We start from the raw sequence: 21803 nt of genomic DNA, 5'->3' as shown, positions 1-21803 counted from the left end.
ATGATTAAAGTTGCCATTTTAGGCGCTGGTTTAGTTGGGCGTTTGTTGAGTTTGACGTTAGATAAAATTAACGCCAGCGATGCAGACGCACTGCAAATCACTTTGATTGAGCAAGGTAAGCTAGCTCAGCCTCAAGGGCCTGGGCTTATTGCCGCTGCTATGGTTTCGCCAACAGCTGAATCAGTTGTTGCTAGTGAGCATATTGTGGCTATGGGATCCGCTTCACTGAACCTGTGGCCTAAATTATTAGACTACAACAAACTTGATGTCGTGTTTCAACAAGCTGGTAGCCTGGTCTTGGCACACCAACAAGATATTGCTCATTTATCGAGCTTTGTTCAGCGTATCAAAACCAGTAAGCCCGATGCGATTGAGCGTATCGATCGTACTAAGATGCAAGCACTTGAACCAGAATTAAGCCGTCGATTTAGTTCCGGCTACTTTATTCCTGATGAAGCTCAAGTTGATAACCAAGGTTTATACCGCGAAACTGAGCGCGCTATTGAACAAAGCCAAATTAAATTACTGACACAATCTCTGGTGACCTCGACTGTTTATCAACATGAGCAGGGAAAAGTTGAAGTCAGTTGTCCTGATGGCGAGTCGTTAACGGACCATCATTTAGAATTTGATTGGGTTATCGATTGTCGTGGTTTAGGTGCTAAACAAGATCTTGTTGCTAAATCCGACGCTTTGCGTGGTGTACGAGGTGAAGTGATTCGCGTCAGAGCACCCGAAGTAGATATCACTCGACCGATTCGATTAATGCACCCTAGGTACCCAATTTATTGTGTACCCAAACCTGACAATGAATTTGTTATTGGTGCGACTGAAATAGAATCGCAAGATGATAAACCCATTACGGTGAGATCGGCATTAGAGCTACTTTCAGCAGCTTACTCTCTGCACACAGGTTTTGCAGAAGCTGAGGTACTCTCGATGAATGCGGGGCTAAGGCCAACACGCCAAGACAATGAACCGAAAGTGTCTGTCAAAGATGCGCTGATTCAAATTAATGGTTTATACCGACACGGTTATTTATTGACGCCTTATCTAGTCAATCAAGCGCTTAATTTACTTGAGGCTGAAACAGGCCTTGCTTTGAATTTTAGTCAAGTTGAGCAAACGGATAGCCAATTAATAGATAGTTTTTAATATGATAGATATTACTGTAAACGGTCAAAATCATTCCGTTGCTGCCACAGACATTAATAACGTCGCCATTGAACTGAGTATCAAACCGCCTTTCGCGGTTGCACTAAACGGTGATTTTATTAGTAAAGATGAATATCACACACAGGTAAACTCAGGTGACTCTCTCGAGTTTCTTTCACCTATTCAAGGTGGCTAGTGCCACAATAGTAGGACAAAAACATGTCTGATACATGGTCAATTTACGGCACTGAACTACAGAGCCGTTTTTTAATTGGAAGTGCGTTGTATCCATCGCCTACCATAATGCAAGAATCGATTCGTCAAAGCGGCTCGCAAGTGGTGACGTTATCACTACGCCGTCAATCGCCTCAATCGAAAGAGGGCCAAGCGTTTTGGCAGATGATCAAAGATTTAGGTTTGCATTTATTGCCCAATACGGCAGGTTGTCACACCATCAAAGAAGCCGTAACACTGGCTAAGATGTCGCGCGAAATCTTTGGCACCGACTGGATTAAGCTCGAACTCATTGGCGATGAATACAACCTTCAACCTGATCCGATTGAGTTAGTTAAAGCCACCGAGATTTTACTTAATGAAGGTTTTAAAGTATTGCCTTACTGCACAGATGACTTAGTTATTTGTCGACACTTAGTTGAGCTAGGTTGCCAAGTATTAATGCCTTGGGGCGCGCCAATTGGAACCGGTAAAGGCCTTTTAAATGAATATGCATTGAGTGCAATACGTGATCGATTTAACGATACGACACTTATCATTGATGCTGGTTTAGGTGTCCCTTCGCATGCCACTAAAGCTTTAGAGTTAGGTTACGATGGAGTATTGCTAAATTCAGCCGTTGCTGAAGCCCAAAACCCCGAAGTCATGGCTCAAGCTTTTGCAAAAGCTATTGAGGCTGGGCGCCTAGGTTATTTAGCGGGGCAAATGCCTGAAAAAAATATGGCCTCAGCATCGACACCAACACTAGGCATGCCATTTTGGCACCAAGAATAATTTGGCTTTTTATTTGACGTTTAGTCGAGATTGTCTTCACTTTCTACCCCTATCACATAGACAAGCTATGCTCATGGGGCCAGAAAGCTTGACGGCTTTGTCTAAACGCCAACTTTATTGCCAAATACAATTTTCAGCTTATTTCTAATTCCTTAAATTGGAATTTTTCTTTAGAAAGACATTATTAAATGTATAGACCAATTGTTTGGAGTATCGCAGGCTCTGATCCAACTGCGGGCGCAGGCATACAAGCCGATGTAAAAACCTTGCACAACTTGGGATGTGATGCGTGTTCAGTGATAACGGCTGTAACGGCTCAAAATAGTCAAGGTGTACTGGAGATTAACGCCGTCAGTGATGATGTCCTTTGGTCACAACTCGCTGCGTTAGAGCAAGATAAAATTGCCGATGTGATAAAGATTGGTTTATTGTCGAATAAACGTCAGGTTCTTGCCATCAGTGAATTTATTCAAAAAGCCAAAGACAAATGGCCAGAACCACCAAGGGTGGTTTATGACCCTGTTGCTATTGCTTCAAGCGGTGGTGATTTAACTGAAGAAGACATCCTACCGACTATTAAAACTAAACTACTACCTCTGGTCGATGTATTAACGCCAAACGCCAATGAAGTACAACGTATTGCGGGTATATACCTCATTGGCTGGGACAGTGTAGAGCAGGCTGGTCGAGCTATCATCGAAATGGGGGTTGGAGCAGTTATCATTAAAGGCGGCCATATGGATATAGACCGATATCACTGTGTTGATTATTGCACTGACGGTCAACAACATTTTTGGTTAGCCAGTCCTAAAATTGATACCGAACATACCCATGGCACAGGTTGTACCTATGCTTCTGCGGTAGCAGCGGCCCTTGCACAAGATTACTTACTAAGAGATGCAATTGTTGTAGCTAAAGCCTTTATTAACCAAGGGTTAGCTAAATCACAGCACTTTGATGCCCGCTACGCAGGTATTTGGCAAGGCCAGTGGCCGACTGAGCACGCTTATTTCCCTAACATGTTAACGCCTGGTTCAGCGCTTGCTAAAGAGTTGGATTGGTGTCCAGAGTCGAGCTTTGATTCTGGAGAGGCACAAAGGCCTTATGTAGAAGGGTTTGCACAAACCGATACAACTGAGCTGGGTCTTTATCCTGTGGTTGACTCCGTTGAGTGGATTGAACGCTTATTAAAAGCCGGCGTTAAAACCATTCAAATACGTTTGAAAAATAAAACGAATGATGAGCTTGAATCAGCCATTGCTCGCGCAGTTGAATTACAAAACCAATACCAAGCAAGACTCTTTATTAATGACTACTGGCAGTTAGCTATTAAGCACAAGGCTTACGGTGTTCATTTGGGACAAGAAGATATTCTCGATGCTAATTTAGCTGAAATCAAAGCAGCAGGCTTGAGGTTGGGTATTAGTACCCACGGGTATTATGAAATGCTAAAAGTTGCTCAATTAAAACCGAGTTACCTTGCGATTGGTGCAATTTATCCGACCGTCACCAAAGATATGACAGGGCAAATACAAGGCTTAGACCGCTTAGAAAAGTTTGTTAAGCTATTACCGGATATGCCTTTTGTTGCCATTGGTGGTATTAATTTAACACGCGCTGTCGATGTGGCTGCAACTGGAGTAGGTAGTATTGCAGTTGTCACGGCAATCACCTTGTCTGAACAACCCGAAACAGTGGTTGAACAGTTTAACCAGATCATTGAACAAGCTCAATAACCGGCTTTATAAGGATTAGTATGCTGTCAGATAAAGAACAACTCAGGTATGCCAGACACCTTTTAGTTGAACATATTGCTGAAGCAGGGCAGGTCAAACTGAAACAAGCTAAGGTTGTCATCGTTGGCGTAGGAGGGTTAGGTTGTCCTGCTGCACTTTATTTGACTGCAGCAGGAGTCGGGGAGTTAACCCTTATTGAGCACGATAAAATTGAATTGAGTAACCTACAGCGACAAATTCTTTATAAAACCAACCACTTAAAGCGCAGTAAAGTGGAAGTGGCGCAACAACAGTTGGGCGCCACTAATCCAGAGATAAAGATTAATGCTATCAACCAATCGGTGTTCAATAGCAACTTTACATCATTGATTCAAAATGCAGATGTAGTACTTGATTGCACTGATAATTTTAAGACCCGTTATTTTATTAACCAAGCTTGTGTCGATAATAAAGTGCCATTAGTGACCGCTGCAGCAATTGCAGGGAATGGTCAGTTAATGGCATTCAATTTAAGAGATGAAAATTCACCTTGTTACGCATGTTTGTTCCCTGAACCAGAACCAAACGAAGAAAGCCAAGCTGGGCTTAACTGTGCCACGGCAGGCGTAATTTCTCCCTTATTAGGTGTGATGGGAAGCTTGCAAGCGCTTGAAACGATGAAGTTAATTTTGGGGCAAACCAAAAGTGCAGGTAAATTAACAAGTTTTGATGCTTGGCAGTTGAGCTTTTCTCAAATTGGTTTGAGAAAAGCGAAAAGTTGTAAGTGCTGTAACTAATTTAGACAAGGCTAACTGAGGGCTTTGTCTACTGCCGCGAGAATATTTTCCTGTTTTGACGGTTTCATAATATAGCTATTGATTCCGTATTTAACCCACTTTTGCACCAGTTCTTTGTTTTTATTACTGGTTAAAGCAATAATTGGTAGGTCTTTTTTATTAGCCATTTTTCTAAATTGTTTAGTCGTATTTAATCCATCTAACTTGGGCATAAATAAGTCCATGATAATCAGGTCGTATTTACTTTTTTTGACTTGTCTTAACGCTTCCATTCCATCAGCAGATTCATCTACTTTGTAATCCGCTTTTTGTAAGATCTGCTTGATCATATCTCGGTATATGTGATTATCCTCAACCAGTAAAATTTTTGCCGCCGTTTCTACCGGTTCTACTGATGTTGGATCAGATGAATTAGCGAGGGTATCTGTTTTTTGTTTAGCCTTTAGCTTTGCCAGCTTATCGATTTGCTGGGTACTTCTTTGTTTAATGGCCTGTTCGAGAAGGTTTTTACCATCTAGGTTTTTCTCTTTGTGTTGGGTTAAACCAGCCATTATTTTGGCTAGGCTTTGATGAATGTCACCTTCAATTTTATTGAGTAATTCAGATACTGTATCGGATACTTGCTCAGCGTGTTGCTCTGCCGATAAGTCCTGTTTAATGGATGTTTTGCAATCGGCAATGGTTTCTTCAACCTGTGATGACATGGCCTTGATTTCATCAATTAATTCCACGATGTCACAGTTATTTTCATCTATGTACTCAGCCGATTTATCAAGCAGTAACTCATTTTCATCGTAACTTTTAGCCAGTGTGTTGATAATGGACTTTAAACGATACTTTTCATACATGGGTCGTGATACGAAGTAATCATAAAATACCCCCTGACTGCATATATCATAAGCCAGTCCTACTTCTTTATTTGGACACAACAACACGACGTGGTGAGGGTGCTGAAGACAGTCGAATTCTTTAACTAAAGTAACGTAATGCCGAAGGGCATCTGCTACCGTTTCAACTTCAATCAGTAAAATATAGGGTTGGTATTCTTGAATGGCTTTAACGGCTTCATCACCAATGCGAAAACTTCTAAATTGCCTAACACAATCACTGATAATTGCAGCTGCACCGCTATCTTCTCGGTGGTCATGAATCATAATGACCTTAGGGTGCCTACAAATAATGGAACTATTTACTTTCATGAGAGAGCACGCTCTGTAATTCTTTCAAGCTAAGTTGTATTTGTGATAACAACTCTTTCTGTAAGGAGGCATTTTTATTTAAACAGGCTTGCTCAAGCCTTTCTAATAAATCGGCACACGCAAGTGCACCAATAGCTTTAGCTGACGTTTTTAAAAAGTGTGCGCCTTCTTTTAATGCCCCTGAGTCTTGGCTGCGGTAATTACTAACAAAGCTGCGAAGTGACAGTTTGGCTTGGTGAAAAAATTGATTCTGATATTTACGGATCAAAGTGGGGTCATCACCAATTAAACTGGTGATGACTTCCTTGTCATAAACGGGTAACGGGCTAATTTGATTCATACCATTTTTCCATCATCGCTTTGAGTTGATTCATTTGAATGGGCTTAGACAAGAAATCAGTCATGCCCATGGCTAAACACTTTTCTTTATCGCCTGACATTGCAGCACCTGTTAGCGCGACAATTGGGATGGGTAATAAGTCTTGCTGATTTTCGTATTGTCTTATTGCTTTGGTTAGTTGGTAGCCGTCCATATTAGGCATGTGACAGTCGGTAACGATTATTTTGTAGTTGTGATCCTTAAACATACCCAAGCCTATAGCACCATCATCAGCTAAGTCTGTTTGATAGCCCAGTCGCTCAAATTGTTGAAAGAGTAAATCTTGATTAAGTGGGTTATCTTCAACAATGAGGATATCTGAATATTCAGCACTAGGTTTACTCTTAGTGCTTAGCTTGGAGTCGTTCCTAGCTAGTAAATTAACGTCATTATTTTGAATATTGATGAGGAGCTTCTCTAGTGCGCCAAAATTACCTTGTAAACAAAAATGTAAATGATTAGCTTGAGTCTGTGCTAGTTCGTCTGCTTTTTTGTTGATGATAATAAACTGGCAATGCGAAGCTAAAAGACAGGCTTTGATAATGTTATTAATGTCTTCTTCGAGGCTGTGGCTCAGATCAATGATGTTAATATCTGTGCTATCAAAATTTGAAAAGCTAAGGTTTTGCTCGGTTAAATCAAAGCTGGTTAACCAAGCACCTTTGTCTTCTAGAAATATTTTTCGGGCCTTTATTTGCGTCATGTCTGGCTTAGCAAAATAATTAATGGACATACCGAATAAAGATGCGAGTTCATCTTGGCCTTTGGCTTGCCAAATGGGCAAAGAAACCTTAAAGGTTGTACCTTGGTTGAGTTCGCTGGTCAGCTCAATAGAGCCACCAAGTAGATCGCACAACTTGCCACAAATAGATAAACCTAAACCGGTACCGCCATACTTTCGTGTAGTTGATGTTTCTGCTTGCGTGAAAGGTGAAAATAGTTTTTTTTGTGCCTCTTTTGAAATACCTATGCCAGTATCAGTAATTTCGAACACTAAATTAATTAAATCACCCGTGTTTTTTTCGTTGTTATTTTTAACTATTAAGCTGATACCACTTTGTTTGTTTTGCTCTGCTTCAGTAAATTTAACGGCATTGCTGAGTAAATTACCGAGTATTTGCCTTAACCTGATTGGATCTGAAACCACTTTATCTGGGTAATGATTACTTTCATACACTTCAAAAAATAAGCCTTTATCTTTAGCTAGTTTGCCGTAAATGCTGGTCAGTGAGTCAACAACTTCACTGATAGACATAGGTACAGACTCTATATCAAGTTTACCTGCTTCGATTTTATTTAAATCGAGGATGTCATTTAAAATCGTTACCATAGAAAGCGCTGAGCTTTTTGCGATACTGATTAAGCTAGTCTGTTCTTCAGTTAAAGATTGGGTATCAAACAAATCTAAGGCGCCAATTACCCCGTTCATTGGGGTGCGTATTTCATGGCTCATCATTGCTAGGAAGTCTGATTTTGCTCGGCTGGCCTGTTCGGCTAAATCTTTTGCTGCCTCGAGTTGAGTTGTTCGCTCTATTACTCGGCTTTCCAGCTTGGCATTAAGTTCAGCCATTTTCGTTTTTGAGATAACTTCATCTGTATTGTCATAGCATAGTCCATCAATCCTGACTTTTTCACCAAAGACATTTTTACTGACAACTCCTTTGGCAACAATGTATCTCAATTGTTTATCAGGCTTGATGATGCGGTAATTTTCACAAAAAGGCTGGGCTTCAGATATTGAATAGTTCAAGGCGCTAATGACTCTATCTTGATCGTCAGGGTATATGCTTTCTTTCCAGGCATCAAGCTGACCAAGCTGTTCATGTGTAAATGAGAAAATATCTGATACTTTTTGATCCCAACTCCATTGTCCGTTTAAGAGGTTTCCTGTCCAAATACCAATATTAGCGGTTTCTAACGCCATCTTTTTGGCTTCTTCTGAGTCTAATAATGCGTGTAGCATTTCCTTTTGTGCTGTGCAGTTGGTAATACTGCCAGTGACAACAAGTGGCTCGGCATTTATGTTACGCGTGGAATCGCCGATAATGCGATACCATTGATAATCATGGTTTTTATCTAAGATACGGCATTCAATACTCAAGGGTATTTCAAACTCAAGGTGATTGTTCATCAGTAAATCGAAAATGGGGACATCATCAGGATGGATAAATTGGATGATGTCTTGCCAAGTATTTATCTGACCATGGGATAAGCCCAACATTTTTTTCATTGTCATTGAGAAAAAGCTGCTTTGTGAGGTCATAAATGCTTTTAAAAAATCCAAATAGCCATCTTGGCTTTTATCCAAAGTAAGCTCGGTTTGCCAAATACCAAGTTGGCAGTTATCGGCTGCTTTTTGAAAACGCGTATCTCGGGTCGAATTAAACGAAAAAATGAGATTAGAGAAGGTGTATTGATTTATTTGAAATTCTTTTATTTCACACAGCGCATGCCTGTTCTCTCCTGCGACTTTCATTTGCACAAATTGCGGTGTGTGTTTGGCATTTTCTATCGTTTTGGGGTTATCGAGGATCTCGGTCAAAGATAAATCATCAAAGGCTGAATTGGAGCTGGAGATTTGGTTTCCCTTTTCATCAAATACTAGAGACAAGCATTTCATTGGTTTTGGTCCATCAATAATCGTTCACACAATAAGTATTGTTAAAGATCACTGCATACGCTAATAAATTAGGGGATTTTTATTGATTCAAGACAAGTTTGTTTATTGAGCGAGGCGTTAAAATAATTGTTACGGTTTATCACTGGCTTAAAGTGCTTTGCTCGGTTTAATATGTAATGTATATACTTTACATTTTTTAGCTTAATTTGGATGTTTGAAATTATATGGCTATTAAAATCACCAGTGCAGAAAAAGCTATTCTGCAAAACGTTACTATCCCGCCACGACCTGAAGCTTTAATCAAAGTCAGCGAAGAAGCTAAAAAGCCTGAGCCTGACATTAGTATCATTGCCGAAGCTATCTCCCATGACGTAGGTATTTCAGCTGCTGTGCTTCAAGTTGTTAATTCGGCTGCATTTCGTCGAACGCGAGAGATTGAATCCATTGATCAAGCCGTCATGGTACTTGGTTTAAAGCGTGTCTTTCCCATTGTAAAAGCCGTTGCGGTAAAAGCATCAATGGCACAAACCCCGGTATTAGATGATTTTTGGCAAAGCTCAGACAAAATCGCTCAAGCGTGCTCTATCGTCAGTCGAGAGTTAGAAAAGCCGCAATTGGCAGATAATGCTTATATGTTAGGTTTATTTCACAATGCGGGTATTCCTGTCATGTTGCAATATGATGAGGCATACGCGGCTATCATTCAATCGGCGAAAGTTGATGGCTGGGATTTTGAAATGATTGAAAAAGAGCGAGATCAATTTGATACCGCGCATACCACAGTAGGGGCTTTATTAGCTCAACAGTGGAAGCTTGCTAAAGATTTAGTCGAAGTGATTTATTATCAACATGATACCAATGGCATCTTTTTGTCTGATGAACTTTCCAAAGTCGGCTTGTGGATACTCGCGATATTAAAAATAGCTCGCCATGTCGCCCTTGATCGACTAAATGGAGAAGATTCATCCGTTGAATGGGAAGCCGTTCGCGATCAAATTCTTCAATTCTGTAAGTTAGAGGATGATGAGTTAACTTATATTCTTGAACGAGTTGAACAAGAAATAAGCTAGGCTGTTTTGATTTTGAGCACTTTGTTGTAAAAATGTCCAAACAGTTCATTTTTATTAATTTTTCTCAATAAAGTGCTTTACCTTTTGTAAAAGTTCGCCTTATAATGCGCCCCACGTTGCAGGGGTGTAGTTCCAATTGGTAGAACAGCGGTCTCCAAAACCGATGGTTGGGAGTTCGAGTCTCTCCACCCCTGCCAACTCTTTCCTTGATTATCCAATCAGTTAAATTACAAAAAATAAAAACTTTAATATTTCCTAATAGTTAATTGTTGATCGAATTCTTTTTACTGTTAACTAATTCCCGATAATTTACTTTCATTCTTGAATCGTTTACGCCAGAATGACGATTAGAGTTTATAGTTATTTTCATGCATGCAATCACTATCTGAATATCACCAAGCTTTACTAACGCAGATGGGTATAGACATTTATTGTCGACCTGAAAATTTGCCGCTGGTTACTGAAAAACAGCAAGTCTCTTCACATACTCACATAGTGTCTGATGGCGTTGCTTCAGGGCTCGAACATCATCCGGGTTCAGTTGATAGCAATGCATTTAGTGATCAAGCAAGAATGCCGCAGCATGAAAACGCAGCGCAATCTTTTGAATCACACACTGCCGATGGTGTAGCTCATACCAAACCAAGTTCAGTATCCGGTTTATCGCATCTAGCTCAGCTTAAACAAAGCTTGGGTATGTCAGATGAACAAACGGCATCGAATCAAGCGCCAAGTGATGTCAATTCAGCCAGTCAAAAACAGGAACAACTGCTAACAAGTGATGAACAAACAGAGCAGCAAAAGCGCCTGGATACGTTAGCATCTCAAGTCTTGTCTATGGCGAGCCAATCAATATCAACGTCATCATCTCAGAATGTTGAGCCTGCAGAGATCGCTACTCAGGACACTGTTACTCAACAAGATGATTTAAATGTGGGTGGTGACACTTTACTGCTTAATTCAGTAAATCAAACGGAACAAGAACCGCTTGCAGTCCATATTCAGTTTGATGAGCCAGTAACAGCGGATGACCTATCTATTGCCTGTTTACAAAAAGACCTGGCTGGCCTCGGTGTATTACAAGATGAATCAGGTATAAAGCTTGAAAATGTCGAACTATTGCAGCAGCTTCCTCAACTTGGTAAAAATGTCAGTTTAGCTGAGAAAAAACGCTTTATTTGGCACTACATTTACCTCGCTCTAGAACACTGATTGGATAGATCATGGATACATATGAGTTTCACGCGTTAAGTGAGGCCGATATAGAGGCTATTTTTAAAATAGAGCAAGCCTGCCATCAAGTACCCTGGTCTTTAAATACGATTTCTTCTTGTTTTGGGCCGAGATACTATTGCTTAGGGCTTAAACAAAATAATCAGCTATTAGGTTTTGCTTTTTTTGAACATATCTGTGGCGAAGCAACGTTAATGGATATTGCCATTGCACCTAACCATCAAGGCCAAGGCCTTGGACGTGCTTTGTTGAATCAGGGTATTGACTGGTGCCGTACTCAAGGTAATCAGTTGCTTTGGTTAGAGGTGAGGGTGTCTAATGACAATGCCATATCTCTTTACCAACAATTAGGTTTTAGCGAAGTCGCGGTCAGGGAGAATTACTATCCGTGTAAAACTGGTAAAGAGGATGCCTTGGTGATGAGTTTAAGCCTCAAGTAATCACCTCATCGTTTACAGATATTCTCTAACCATTCTTCGCCAATAGTAGCCTGTGTGGGCGCGATCGGGCCAAATATGAAATGTATGTTCAATGCCTTTGCTATGGAGTATTTGACTGAGCTCTTGGTTATTTTTTAAAAAAGGATCTTGCTCGCCAATCACGACAACAATATCCATTCTCCTTAAATGCTCAAGTGAATAGTAACAAGCTAAATTAGGTAAAAAATGGGTAGGGGTGTGGTAATAAACATTCTCATCGTAATAGCCATCAAGTAAGTCATAAAAATACTCTACGTTGAGTGTTAAATCATATCGTCCACTAAATGCACACAGCTTATTGAAAATATGTGGATGTCTAAACGCAATATTGGCTGCTTGGTACGCTCCCAAACTGCAGCCGTGACTGATCACACATGGATGACTGTTAATGCTGTGCATAAAGGGAATCACTTCATTGAGTACATAAGCCTCGTATTCGTTATGACGTTGCAATCGGCCTGATGGGTGTGCCCAAAAGCAGTAAAATGTCTCAGCATCGAGTCCATCGATACAAAAAAGTTGAAGTTGACCTTGCTCTAACTTATCTCGAATTTGATCAACCATGCGCAAATTTTCATATTCATAGAAACGTCCGCCACGGGTTGGAAAGACTAATACCTTTGCGCCGGCATGGCCAAAAACTAATAACTCCATTTCTCTTTCTAGGTTTGGGCTAAACCACTTGTGATATTGTCTGTTCATGTCCTTTACATCTTTGTTTGCATCCTTGCTCAGATATCGCTAGTTCATTGTGTCGTTAGCTATTCGAGTTCGGCAAAAAATTTATCTAATTGATTGAGTAACAATTTCTTTTGTTTCGCTTGGTTTTTATATTCACTGTGACCTTTATCCAACACCAATAATTGCTTTTCACAATGCAGTGCGTTGTAAATGGCAAATTGACCGGGTGGCGCAACCACAGGATCGTCTTTTGCCAGTGCACAATGTACGGGCATATTGATGTATTCAGCTGCATTTGCCGCATCATAATATCTCAGTGTTCTTAAGGTCATTTTCGGATGTTGCTTAAAAAAACGTTGGACAGCATCGCCACTGCCCCAAGTTGGCAGTTTTAAGCGCAGTCTATGATGACCAAAGCTAGGTACATTAAAATGCGCTTTACTGACTCGCTGTTCAAATGCCATGGCAAGCGCACCAACACCACCAGAAAAACTGATACCTAAATAGCCTAACTTACCTGATAAATAAGGAAATAATACAAGCAAACTACTGATGGCGAGCCAAGTATCTTCAACACAACCTCGGATAATGTAATGGTCTTTTTTGTCAATATCATGAAGGACATGCCAAATTGGATCGGGGGATATCGGCGGGTGTTGGCTTAAGCTGATGCCACGACAGCAAGGAAAAAATAAAGCGCTATCTGAGAACGGTAAATCGAAATCTGGCTCGTCTCTTCCCGCATAACCATGACCAATTACAAAGCCTCGTTTTGGCGCACTATCTATGGGTAATAATAACCAACCGCTAATCAGATAGTTCTGAGTAGAATGAAAACTAATAGTGAATATACGCCAGTTTTTATGGCAACGGCCCGTATCGGTGATACTCGGTCGAGGCTGAGTCATTAAGGTTTTGTGATAACAGTTTTGCCAAAACTGGCTAAAGTCGCTTGGTGCAGGGGGAGCGGTAACTTTTTTGAGTTGATTAAGTGTATAACCGTAGCTGGCATCAAAGGGCGGTGTGGCCATATAGCTTGAAAATAATGAGTAGGGTAGTGAAAGTATGCAAGCTAGAAGGGGGAAAGTCGATAATTTAAGTTCACCTTATTAAAAATTTAACAAGGTGAACCGATTAACTTTAAGCAGATAAGATGTGATTTAAACCACCTGTTACCGCAGCAACTTGGGCCAAAATACAGTTTTCGTCATCTACTTTTGGGCTATCTGGATAGACTTCTGTCGTTGTCACATAAGTGGCATTAGTCATACCCATACACAAACCTGATTTTTTAGCTGTGTAATGAATGACGCCTAATTGCTCTAAAGGTACACCAATGAGTTGATTGTCACTGTCACTCGGTGCGATATGCGTTACTTTTAAGACCTCATCAACCACTGCTTTTTGGAATGCTGGGCTTGGGTTTTCACTGTCGCCAACTAAATAAAAGCCATCCGGAATATCCCAGCTTTTTTGCTCAATCGCGTCTCGTGCTGATAATGCAGGTCTGAACTGTGTGTTATCTGTATCGGTTGTTTCATGCAAATCAATGTGCATCACAAAGTTGATACCTAAAGATTCAACATAGCTCATCGCTAATGAAGATTCACCGGCAGGTGAGTCTGGGTAAAATGAGCGATTAGGGTCAATGGCATTGGGGTTCCAGCGATTGATCGTTTCATAACCCCAAGGGCTGATGCAAGGTAACACAACAAAGTTGAATGCCGACTGAAATTGAGCGAGTTGGCTCTCAACAAAGCGAATAGCACCTTGAACACCTGATGTTTCGTAGCCGTGCACACCACCTGTTATCAATACACTTGGCTTAGACTCATCAAAGTTATTAGAGCGCATAGCATAGAGTGAATAGCTTTGATTTGGGTAGTCTAACGTGCCGTAGTGATCAATTGTGACCTGATCTGCTAGTGCTTGGATTTTACTAACCACTTGTTCTTGGTATGAACGTTTGACGGTTTGTAATTCAAACCATTGCTGGTTCTCTTGTGGGCCCCACTTTTGACCGGGCGTGCCGATAGGGTAAGTCATATACTTTCTCTAATCGTGTCTGTAAACATAACGGCAGTGTAATTAAACTGGCATATATTGGATAGCTAACAGCACTAATTGTCTATCCGTGCTTGTAAATAAAGCTTGGCACTTTTGCTTGTTAACTAACAACTGGCTCAAATAATTTACATTAATTGAGCCAGTTGCTACATAGTAGCCCGCTAACTATTAGCAAATAAATTGAGGGTTTGTGGAGTGAAATCCGGTAACAAACTTGCTAACTGATTGTGAGTTAAATGATGCGTTAATATCTCAGCATAAATATCGCGATAATCAACCGTGGCATCTAAATAACGGCCATCTCTTAATTGATTTTGGCTAAGCCCCGGCCAATCACCAAACAACCCACCTTGAATTCCTCCTCCAATGGCAAACCACGTAGAGGCATAGCCGTGGTCAGTACCACGAGAGCCATTTTCATGTGCCGGTCTGCTAAACTCAGTACTGGTAAGCAACACCACATCTTGCATATAGTCAGCTAAGTCGGTAACAAAAGCGTGGATACCTTGTGAAAATGCAGTCAAAGAGCGCGCTTGTGAACCATTGGCTGTTCCTTGATTGGAGTGCGTGTCCCACCCACCTATATCAACGGTAGCGGCTTCTAGCCCCACACCTGATTTAATCAACTGCGCGACTTCTCTTAGCTGATTACCAAAATTATTGTTGGGATATTGTGCACCATTTTCCGGTTGATAATCTTGGCTGCGAATTTGGCCTATTAAATCTAAGTCATTAAACACTCTTAAGCCAAATCGATTCAGCAAGCTTTGATTGGCAGAGCTGGCACTTTGTTGATAAAGCGGGGATAGCCTCTGCAATAACAAGGTTTCCTCTTCATTGTCCAAGCCAATGTTGTAGTTGGCCAAACGAGTCAGTGACGCCACTGTTTCATCACTTCTTAACGATTGCGCTAAGTTGCTGCCAAATCCCACCGCTCTAAAAGAGGCATTACTGTTTTGTGTTTGTAAATGCCTATTTAGCCAACCATCGGACACACTTTGCCTTTGCCCACTTTCGATATAATGCTGGCTTTGGAAGTGCGAGCGGCTGCCATTTGGGTCGTGTACTGTCGGTAAAATAGCTAACGAGCCCGCTTGATAAAGTTGATGCAAGCCACTAAGTGCAGGGTGCAAATCAAATTGACCATTTAAATCTAGAGCCGCATTAGTCGGTGCATCGGGTGCACCAATTGCTATTGTTGGGCGCATATCGTAGTAATGGCCTTCATTGTATGGGATAACACAATTGAGACCGTCACAACCGCCGCGTTGAAATACCGATACTATGGTTTTACCTTCGGGAGCGTGAGCAGGGTTGATGCGCATACTGAGTGGACTGCCAGATAAAAAAGTATTAACCCCAGCAACGGCCATCATGCCTACTTGGACAGCCCTGTTGTTGTAAAAAATATTATGAATGCAATTGTAAATGGTCTTGTTGCGATTGGGCGGGTACCGGTATTTATGATATGGATTCAAGCAAATGTGACGTTAAAAAATATCAATGTTCAAGGTCTATCGAGTAAAGGCACTCAAGCGGGGCGAATCAGTGATTTAGGCCCTTATCTTAATCCATAAAATTAAGTAAACGCTAAAAGCTAACTATAAAACGGCGCTAATAGCGCCGTTTTTTTAATCATAGTATGAAAAAGTAGTCGTCAGACAAATTATAAAATTAGTTAGTATCTTCAAGTTGAGCGTACCATTTTTTATAAATAGTGTCGGTGACTCCCTCTTTTTTCAGCTCTGAAAGTGCTTGGTAAAATTGTTCAATCAGTGAGTTCGCTTTGACCGTTGTAACTTGATTTTGTGGTGATGCATTTAATGTTGGGTCGAAATCGTCATTAAGCTGTTCTCTAATTGAAGGAGAATATCTCGACACGCCCATATACATAGGTTGTTGTTGCCCGCAGCAGTGTCTATGAATTTTTAAGCCAAATGTATTCAAATTCGATAAATCATTCTTAGCGATAAAACTATCAAGTATTTCTTTATCGGCGACATAGAAGTACTGGTAACTTCTTCTTTTATTTACAAATTCAATAACTTTCTCAATATTCAGGTACTTAACCTTCTGTGCTGCAATGCCTAAATTAGAAGCTACTTCATCTTTGGAGCTATTTGTTTCCAATAGCCATATAAGGGAAGGGACTTTTTTCAGTTGGCTTAACTGGGTAATAGTGGGGACGCCTTTTGATGAAATGCCATATTCACTTGTTGTCAAACCATTATCTAGGTAGATTAAATAACGAGATCGTTGCGTAGAAAATGATGCGGCGGGGTAAAAATCAAACCTACCTTGTTCAAGGCCTTGGTGTGCTCTTTGTTTAGGTAAACGTGTTATTGATAATTCGCAACCAATACGATGACTCGCCTCAGTGTATAAATCTTGAAAAATGCCTGAATTATCGGGAGCTGCATTCATCAATGGATACTTATCGCCAAGCTTAAAGACCATTTTTATTGTACAGTTAGACCAAGCAGACACGGGATAAAATACAAAAATAAAGATCAAAATTAATTTAAGCTTAGTCATTGGTTACTCTATCAAGTGCTAACAGATTAAATCAAAATATAACAATTTAAGTTTAGCTCAATTAACTTCACCTACCACATGTTTTAATGAGACTGAGACCATAAGTAAAGTGGCAGCGAAAATTGATAGTTGGATAAAACCCTGCTGGGCTTTTTAGGTTTAATATTTACTATTGGACCAAGTTTGGGGGCATTCAAAACTCAATACCCAGATTGTTTAAATGGAATAATTCGAGCTAGTATGACGTATGATTCGATGAGTGATTCAATAAAGTAGCACGGGCTACTAACGTTGAACGGCATCACAACCAATTGGGTATATACATCTACCTTTAGCTTTTTTCAAACCAAGACAATCCTTATGCCTAACCCAGATAAAGTGAGCAGTTTTACTGAACTTGCCAAACTTGCCGATTATTCTTTTTTAGATAATTTAACGCCAGACCCAGATGCAACAGAAAGTGGGGAAGACTATTACCCAAGACAAGTATTTTCTGGCCACTATGTACCCGTCAAACCAACGCCTTTGGCGCAACCTGAATATATTGCACACAGCCATACGTTATTTGATGAATTGGGTTTTGCAGATAGTTTGGCAACAACCGATGGTTTTACACGTTTGTTTTCAGGTGATGTCAGTGCCTCACCAGAGCCGATGCGCAAATTAGGTTGGGCGACAGGCTATGCCTTATCGATTTATGGAACCGAATATACCCAGCAATGCCCGTTTAGAACGGGTAATGCATATGGTGATGGCCGAGCTATTTCGGTACTTGAGTTAGTTGCCAAAGATAAACGCTGGGAAATGCAACTTAAAGGTGCAGGGCAAACACCTTATTGTCGTGGCGGTGATGGTCGTGCTGTGCTGCGCTCAAGTGTCAGAGAGTTTTTAGCACAGGAACATATGCACGCTTTAGGTATTGCCACGTCTCGCTCGTTAAGCTTATTTGTGTCAAAAACAGAAACGGTTGATCGCCCTTGGTACTACGAAGGTTCTCGCTCTCAAGATCCTGAAATTATGGTCTCTAACCCAGTGGCGATATCGACACGTGTTGCACCTTCATTCTTACGAGTGGGTCAAATTGAGCTCTTTGCCCGCCGCGCTAGGGTTAATGAACACGACAACGCAATGGCAGAGTTGACTCAAATTGTGCAACATTTAATTGAAAGAGAATACCCAAATGACGTTGATCAAAACCTTGTATTTACTGAACAAGTATTACAGCTAGCAAGTGCGTTTCGCGATAGATTAACTACGTTAGTGACTCACTGGCTGCGTGTAGGTTTTTGCCAAGGCAACTTTAACAGTGATAACTGCGCCGCTGGTGGTTATACCTTAGATTATGGTCCGTTCGGGTTCAGTGAATTATTCGACCCTGTATTTCAGCCTTGGACAGGGGGCGGTCAGCACTTTTCATTTTTGAACCAGCCAATGGCTGCACAAAAGAACTTTGAAATGTTCTGTCGCAGTTTAAAGGTATTACTGCAAGATGATGATTTGGCCACTTCAAAGCTCGAAGCGATAGAAGAGGGCTTTTCTGCATTAATGGAAGCCAAGCTCGATAAGATGTGGGCCGCTAAACTAGGGCTCGACGAATATGATTCAGCTCTTTTTGTTGAACTGTTACAACTGATGGTTCAAAGCGGTGTTGACTACAACATGCTGTTTCGTGAGTTATCAGCAATCCCTGAAGATATGACCCAGCTTACAAAGTGTTTTTATAAAAAAACCAGCCAAGAGCAAGATGATATGTGGTCGGGATGGTTAGCAAAATGGCGCAATAAAATAGGGGTTGATGCTAACCCTGCCAATGCAAAGGTCATTAGCAAGCAAATGAAACAAGTGAACCCTAAATTTACTTGGCGTGAATGGTTAGTCGTGCCCGCTTATCAAAGTGCGGCAAAAGGTGATTATTCGTTAATTAATGAGTTGCAAGCGATGTTAACTCAGCCTTACGAAGAGCAATCTTCAGAAGTAACAGATAAGTTTTATCGTTTAAGGCCCGTTGAGTATTTTGGCGTTGGTGGCATTAATCACTACAGCTGCTCTTCATAAATAAATAGAGCAGGCGAGCACTTTACAACACTCAGGTTTTTGCCAATTGATAATTTAGTCACTGATATTGAAGTTCAATTGGCCTCACCTATACTAACTTTTCTTTGTAAAACCATAGGATAGGGAATAATGAAATTGTTTAGCTTAAAAAGCCAAGCAGGTAAAATCACATCCAAATTTAATAAACCCGCTGTATTGCTGGCAACACTTGGTTGCTTAGCACTTTCTGCATGTACCCAAACAGCGGACCAACAAGAAGCAAAAGACGATACCGTGACTGCATATCCAAGATTAAAAGCGGATGCTAATACCGTTGCACCCGTAGCGGATAAAAAAAGCTATACCGCACAATATCACGACTTTAAACTCTCAGATGACTACAACTGGTTAAAAGATAAGTCTTACCCAGAAATCAATGACGAGCCCGTACTTGATTATTTAAAAGAAGAGAACGCTTATTTTGAGTCTTTTATTAAGCCTCACCAAGCGTTAGTTGATACTTTATTTGAAGAGTACAAAGGCCGAGAAGACGACGAAGAAACGTCGGTTCCTTGGGTTAAAAATGGCTATCAATACCGTTGGTATTTTGAAAAAGGCGCGGAATACCGCACTTGGGTGCGAAAAGCGCTAACGGGCGATACAACTGAACACGTCATTCTTGATGAAGCCGTTGAAGCAAAGTCTTATGAGTTTTATAAAGTAGCGGATATCTCGGTTAGCCCAAATAATCAGTATCTTGCTTGGAGTGTTGATACCAACGGTTCTGAGCGCTTTACTATTTATATAAAAGATTTGAAAACAGGTGAGTTACTCAAAGATACCATTACCCAAACAAGCGGCGATATTATCTGGGCTAACGATAGTAAAACCCTGTTGTATGTAATTGTTAGTGAAGAGTGGCGCCCGTTTGAAGCCAAAGCACACGTGCTAGGTACAGACAATACCGCTGATAAAACCTTATACAAAGAGTCAGACATCGGCTTTTTTGTGGGGATAGACAAAAGCCACTCTGGCGATTACTTAGTTATTCGAACGGCCAGTCATACCGTTGCTGAAAACTATGTTGTTAAAGCCGATGCACCGCTTAGCCCACTTACACTGATGGCTTCTCGTGATAAGGCGATTGATTATTATGTTGATCATGCCCACGGTGATTTTTACATTCGTACCAATGATCAACACGTTAATTTCCACATTGCTAAAACCAAGGATACAGAGCCGACTTTTGATAATTGGCAAACACTGATCGCGCCATCTGATGAGGTTTACTTCACAGGTTTGTTGCCACTTAAAAACACCTTAGTTGTGCAAGAGCGCAAACAAGGTTTAGATCAAGTACGCTTATTTAGCTATCAAGGCGAGCAAAGCTATGTGGCATTTCCTGAAGCCGCTTATTCAGCCAATTTAGGTAACAACCCAGAGTTTGATCAAAACCATATTCGTATTAACTACGAGTCGATGGTTACACCTGAATCGGTTCTAGATTATCAATTTGCAGAACAAAAATTGGTGACCAAAAAGGAACGAAATATTCCTTCTGGTTACGATAAGAGTCAATACCAAACGGAGCGCTTATGGGCACCGGCTAGAGATGGCGCTAAAATTCCAATCTCGATTGTTTATAAAAAAGGCTTTAAGCGCGATGGCTCTCAACCTGTGCATTTATACGCCTACGGTGCTTACGGCTTAGGCATGAGTGCGAACTTCTCGACGATTAACTTAAGTTTATTAGACCGTGGTTTTGCCTATGCCATTGCGCACATTCGTGGCGGTGATGAAATGGGTTATCAATGGTACTTAGATGGTAAATTAGAAAAACGTCAAAATACTTTTAATGACTTTATTGATTCAGCGAATTTCTTAATCGAACAGCAGTACACGTCAAAAGGTAATATCTCTATTTCTGGCCGCAGTGCGGGCGGTGAATTAATGGGAGTAGTGACAGTACAGGCACCAGAATTATGGCGTAGCGTTATTTTAGGTGTGCCTTTTGTCGATGTCCTCAATACCATGTTGGACGATACATTACCGCTGACACCTATTGAATGGCCAGAGTGGGGTAACCCAATTAAGTCTGCGAAAGACTATCAAACCATCTTAGCTTATAGCCCATACGACAACATCGAAAAGCGCGATTACCCTCCTATGATGGTAACTGGTGGTTTAAATGACCCTCGTGTCACCTACTGGGAGCCCGCTAAATGGACAGCAAAAATGCGTGAATACAAAACAGACGATAACTTGCTTGTAATGCGTATGCACATGGGGGCAGGGCACTTCTCGAGCTCTGGTCGTTATGCGCGATTATTAGATTACGCACAAGAATTTGCTTTCATGTTAAAAGCACATGGCATTAATAAATAATGCTGTAGTAAAGCGATAAAGCTTTTATCTGACACAAGCCTTGCAGTTTTTCCTGCAAGGCTTTTTTTATGCTTGCCTTTTACCTGACAATCGCTTCTATGGTTTTTGCACATTGTCTTGCTAGCCTAATAAATAGAGAGCTGGCCAACTTATATCAAGCATTTGATTTAGCGTTTCTTCAAGCCGCTGTTAGGGCAATGGATGGATATTGTCGCTTTTATTATCAAAACCAATTACTGACAAACAGGTATTATTACAGCTGGACTGATTGTTATAACGCAAGCCAAGATAGGTTAAATGTGAGAAATATTGGTTTGGCTGATATTTTAGAAAGCTTTTTTTGGATGTTTCTTATTAAACAGCAAGTTAAAAGCCCAGTAACTGGAAGTACAAGTGGTGAATCTTTTAAAATTAAGCGCTACCTAGTTTCACAAAAGTTTATCTAA

The 21803-nt window shown here is 40.8% G+C and carries 20 protein-coding genes and 1 tRNA gene; 13 read left to right on the top strand and 8 right to left on the bottom strand.

Features of this window, described 5'->3' with window-relative positions:
• The 5 genes from HR060_RS09650 (at nt 1) to HR060_RS09630 (ending at nt 4675) form a co-directional block, all read left to right on the top strand.
• Nucleotides 1-1155 carry an FAD-dependent oxidoreductase gene (locus tag HR060_RS09650; protein ID WP_174200096.1) on the top strand — a complete coding sequence of 385 codons (1155 nt, stop codon included), beginning with the start codon at nt 1-3 and terminating at the stop codon, nt 1153-1155.
• A gap of 1 nt (nt 1156) precedes the next feature.
• On the top strand, nt 1157-1351 hold the full coding sequence (gene thiS, locus HR060_RS09645; protein ID WP_174200095.1) for a sulfur carrier protein ThiS: 195 nt from the start codon (nt 1157-1159) through the stop codon (nt 1349-1351).
• A gap of 23 nt (nt 1352-1374) precedes the next feature.
• Complete coding sequence (locus HR060_RS09640) at nt 1375-2163, top strand: thiazole synthase (protein ID WP_174200094.1); 789 nt, start codon at nt 1375-1377, stop codon at nt 2161-2163.
• 188 nt (nt 2164-2351) lie between these two features.
• Nucleotides 2352-3899 (top strand): thiamine phosphate synthase, encoded by a 1548-nt coding sequence (gene thiE, locus HR060_RS09635; protein ID WP_174200093.1) that lies wholly within the window; start codon nt 2352-2354, stop codon nt 3897-3899.
• Between the two features lie 20 nt (nt 3900-3919).
• Nucleotides 3920-4675, top strand: a complete 756-nt coding sequence (locus HR060_RS09630) for a HesA/MoeB/ThiF family protein (RefSeq protein WP_217434903.1) — start codon at nt 3920-3922, stop codon at nt 4673-4675.
• 11 nt (nt 4676-4686) lie between these two features.
• Here HR060_RS09630 and HR060_RS09625 read toward each other — a convergent pair whose 3' ends face one another.
• Genes HR060_RS09625 through HR060_RS09615 form a run of 3 tightly spaced genes read right to left on the bottom strand, consistent with a single transcriptional unit; the run spans nt 4687 to nt 8873 of the window.
• Nucleotides 4687-5874: a response regulator gene (locus tag HR060_RS09625; protein WP_174200092.1), complete on the bottom strand. Its 1188-nt coding sequence runs from the start codon at nt 5872-5874 to the stop codon at nt 4687-4689.
• On the bottom strand, nt 5861-6214 hold the full coding sequence (locus HR060_RS09620; RefSeq protein ID WP_174200091.1) for an Hpt domain-containing protein: 354 nt from the start codon (nt 6212-6214) through the stop codon (nt 5861-5863). The genes HR060_RS09625 and HR060_RS09620 overlap by 14 nt, the downstream gene beginning before the upstream one ends.
• A complete protein-coding gene (locus tag HR060_RS09615; RefSeq protein ID WP_174200090.1) occupies nt 6201-8873 on the bottom strand; it encodes an ATP-binding protein in 2673 nt (890 codons plus the stop codon). The genes HR060_RS09620 and HR060_RS09615 overlap by 14 nt, the downstream gene beginning before the upstream one ends.
• A 224-nt stretch (nt 8874-9097) precedes the next feature.
• Between HR060_RS09615 and HR060_RS09610 the strand changes: the two genes are divergently transcribed.
• The 4 genes from HR060_RS09610 (at nt 9098) to rimI (ending at nt 11616) form a co-directional block, all read left to right on the top strand.
• Complete coding sequence (locus tag HR060_RS09610; protein WP_174200089.1) at nt 9098-9943, top strand: HDOD domain-containing protein; 846 nt, start codon at nt 9098-9100, stop codon at nt 9941-9943.
• Nucleotides 9944-10063: 120 nt separating this feature from the next.
• Nucleotides 10064-10140 (top strand) — tRNA-Trp (locus HR060_RS09605).
• Nucleotides 10141-10315: 175 nt separating this feature from the next.
• On the top strand, nt 10316-11155 hold the full coding sequence (locus HR060_RS09600; RefSeq protein WP_174200088.1) for a hypothetical protein: 840 nt from the start codon (nt 10316-10318) through the stop codon (nt 11153-11155).
• A gap of 11 nt (nt 11156-11166) precedes the next feature.
• On the top strand, nt 11167-11616 hold the full coding sequence (gene rimI / locus HR060_RS09595; RefSeq protein WP_174200087.1) for a ribosomal protein S18-alanine N-acetyltransferase: 450 nt from the start codon (nt 11167-11169) through the stop codon (nt 11614-11616).
• Nucleotides 11617-11628: 12 nt separating this feature from the next.
• Here rimI and HR060_RS09590 read toward each other — a convergent pair whose 3' ends face one another.
• The 4 genes from HR060_RS09590 to HR060_RS09575 form a co-directional block, all read right to left on the bottom strand.
• Nucleotides 11629-12357, bottom strand: a complete 729-nt coding sequence (locus tag HR060_RS09590) for an esterase family protein (protein WP_174200086.1) — start codon at nt 12355-12357, stop codon at nt 11629-11631.
• A gap of 59 nt (nt 12358-12416) precedes the next feature.
• Nucleotides 12417-13367: an acetylxylan esterase gene (locus HR060_RS09585; RefSeq protein ID WP_174200085.1), complete on the bottom strand. Its 951-nt coding sequence runs from the start codon at nt 13365-13367 to the stop codon at nt 12417-12419.
• Nucleotides 13368-13476: 109 nt separating this feature from the next.
• Nucleotides 13477-14382 (bottom strand): M14 family metallopeptidase, encoded by a 906-nt coding sequence (locus HR060_RS09580; RefSeq protein ID WP_174200084.1) that lies wholly within the window; start codon nt 14380-14382, stop codon nt 13477-13479.
• Nucleotides 14383-14564: 182 nt separating this feature from the next.
• Nucleotides 14565-15779 carry a DUF1501 domain-containing protein gene (locus HR060_RS09575; protein ID WP_174200083.1) on the bottom strand — a complete coding sequence of 405 codons (1215 nt, stop codon included), beginning with the start codon at nt 15777-15779 and terminating at the stop codon, nt 14565-14567.
• A 36-nt stretch (nt 15780-15815) separates the two neighbouring features.
• Between HR060_RS09575 and HR060_RS09570 the strand changes: the two genes are divergently transcribed.
• Nucleotides 15816-15980 (top strand): hypothetical protein, encoded by a 165-nt coding sequence (locus HR060_RS09570; protein WP_174200082.1) that lies wholly within the window; start codon nt 15816-15818, stop codon nt 15978-15980.
• Nucleotides 15981-16077: 97 nt separating this feature from the next.
• Here the strand turns inward: HR060_RS09570 and HR060_RS09565 are convergent, their stop codons facing one another.
• Nucleotides 16078-16938 (bottom strand): transporter substrate-binding domain-containing protein, encoded by an 861-nt coding sequence (locus HR060_RS09565; protein WP_174200081.1) that lies wholly within the window; start codon nt 16936-16938, stop codon nt 16078-16080.
• 360 nt (nt 16939-17298) lie between these two features.
• Between HR060_RS09565 and HR060_RS09560 the strand changes: the two genes are divergently transcribed.
• From HR060_RS09560 to HR060_RS09550, 3 genes are all read left to right on the top strand, one after another.
• Nucleotides 17299-18993, top strand: a complete 1695-nt coding sequence (locus HR060_RS09560) for a protein adenylyltransferase SelO (RefSeq protein WP_174200080.1) — start codon at nt 17299-17301, stop codon at nt 18991-18993.
• 129 nt (nt 18994-19122) lie between these two features.
• Nucleotides 19123-21357, top strand: coding sequence for a S9 family peptidase (locus HR060_RS09555; protein ID WP_174200079.1), 2235 nt, complete (start codon nt 19123-19125; stop codon nt 21355-21357).
• Between the two features lie 68 nt (nt 21358-21425).
• Complete coding sequence (locus HR060_RS09550; protein ID WP_174200078.1) at nt 21426-21803, top strand: hypothetical protein; 378 nt, start codon at nt 21426-21428, stop codon at nt 21801-21803.

Source organism: Marinifaba aquimaris (genome assembly GCF_013328345.1).
GTDB classification, from domain to species: Bacteria; Pseudomonadota; Gammaproteobacteria; order Enterobacterales; family Alteromonadaceae; genus Marinifaba; species Marinifaba aquimaris.
This window is presented reverse-complemented; position numbering and strand designations above follow the sequence as displayed.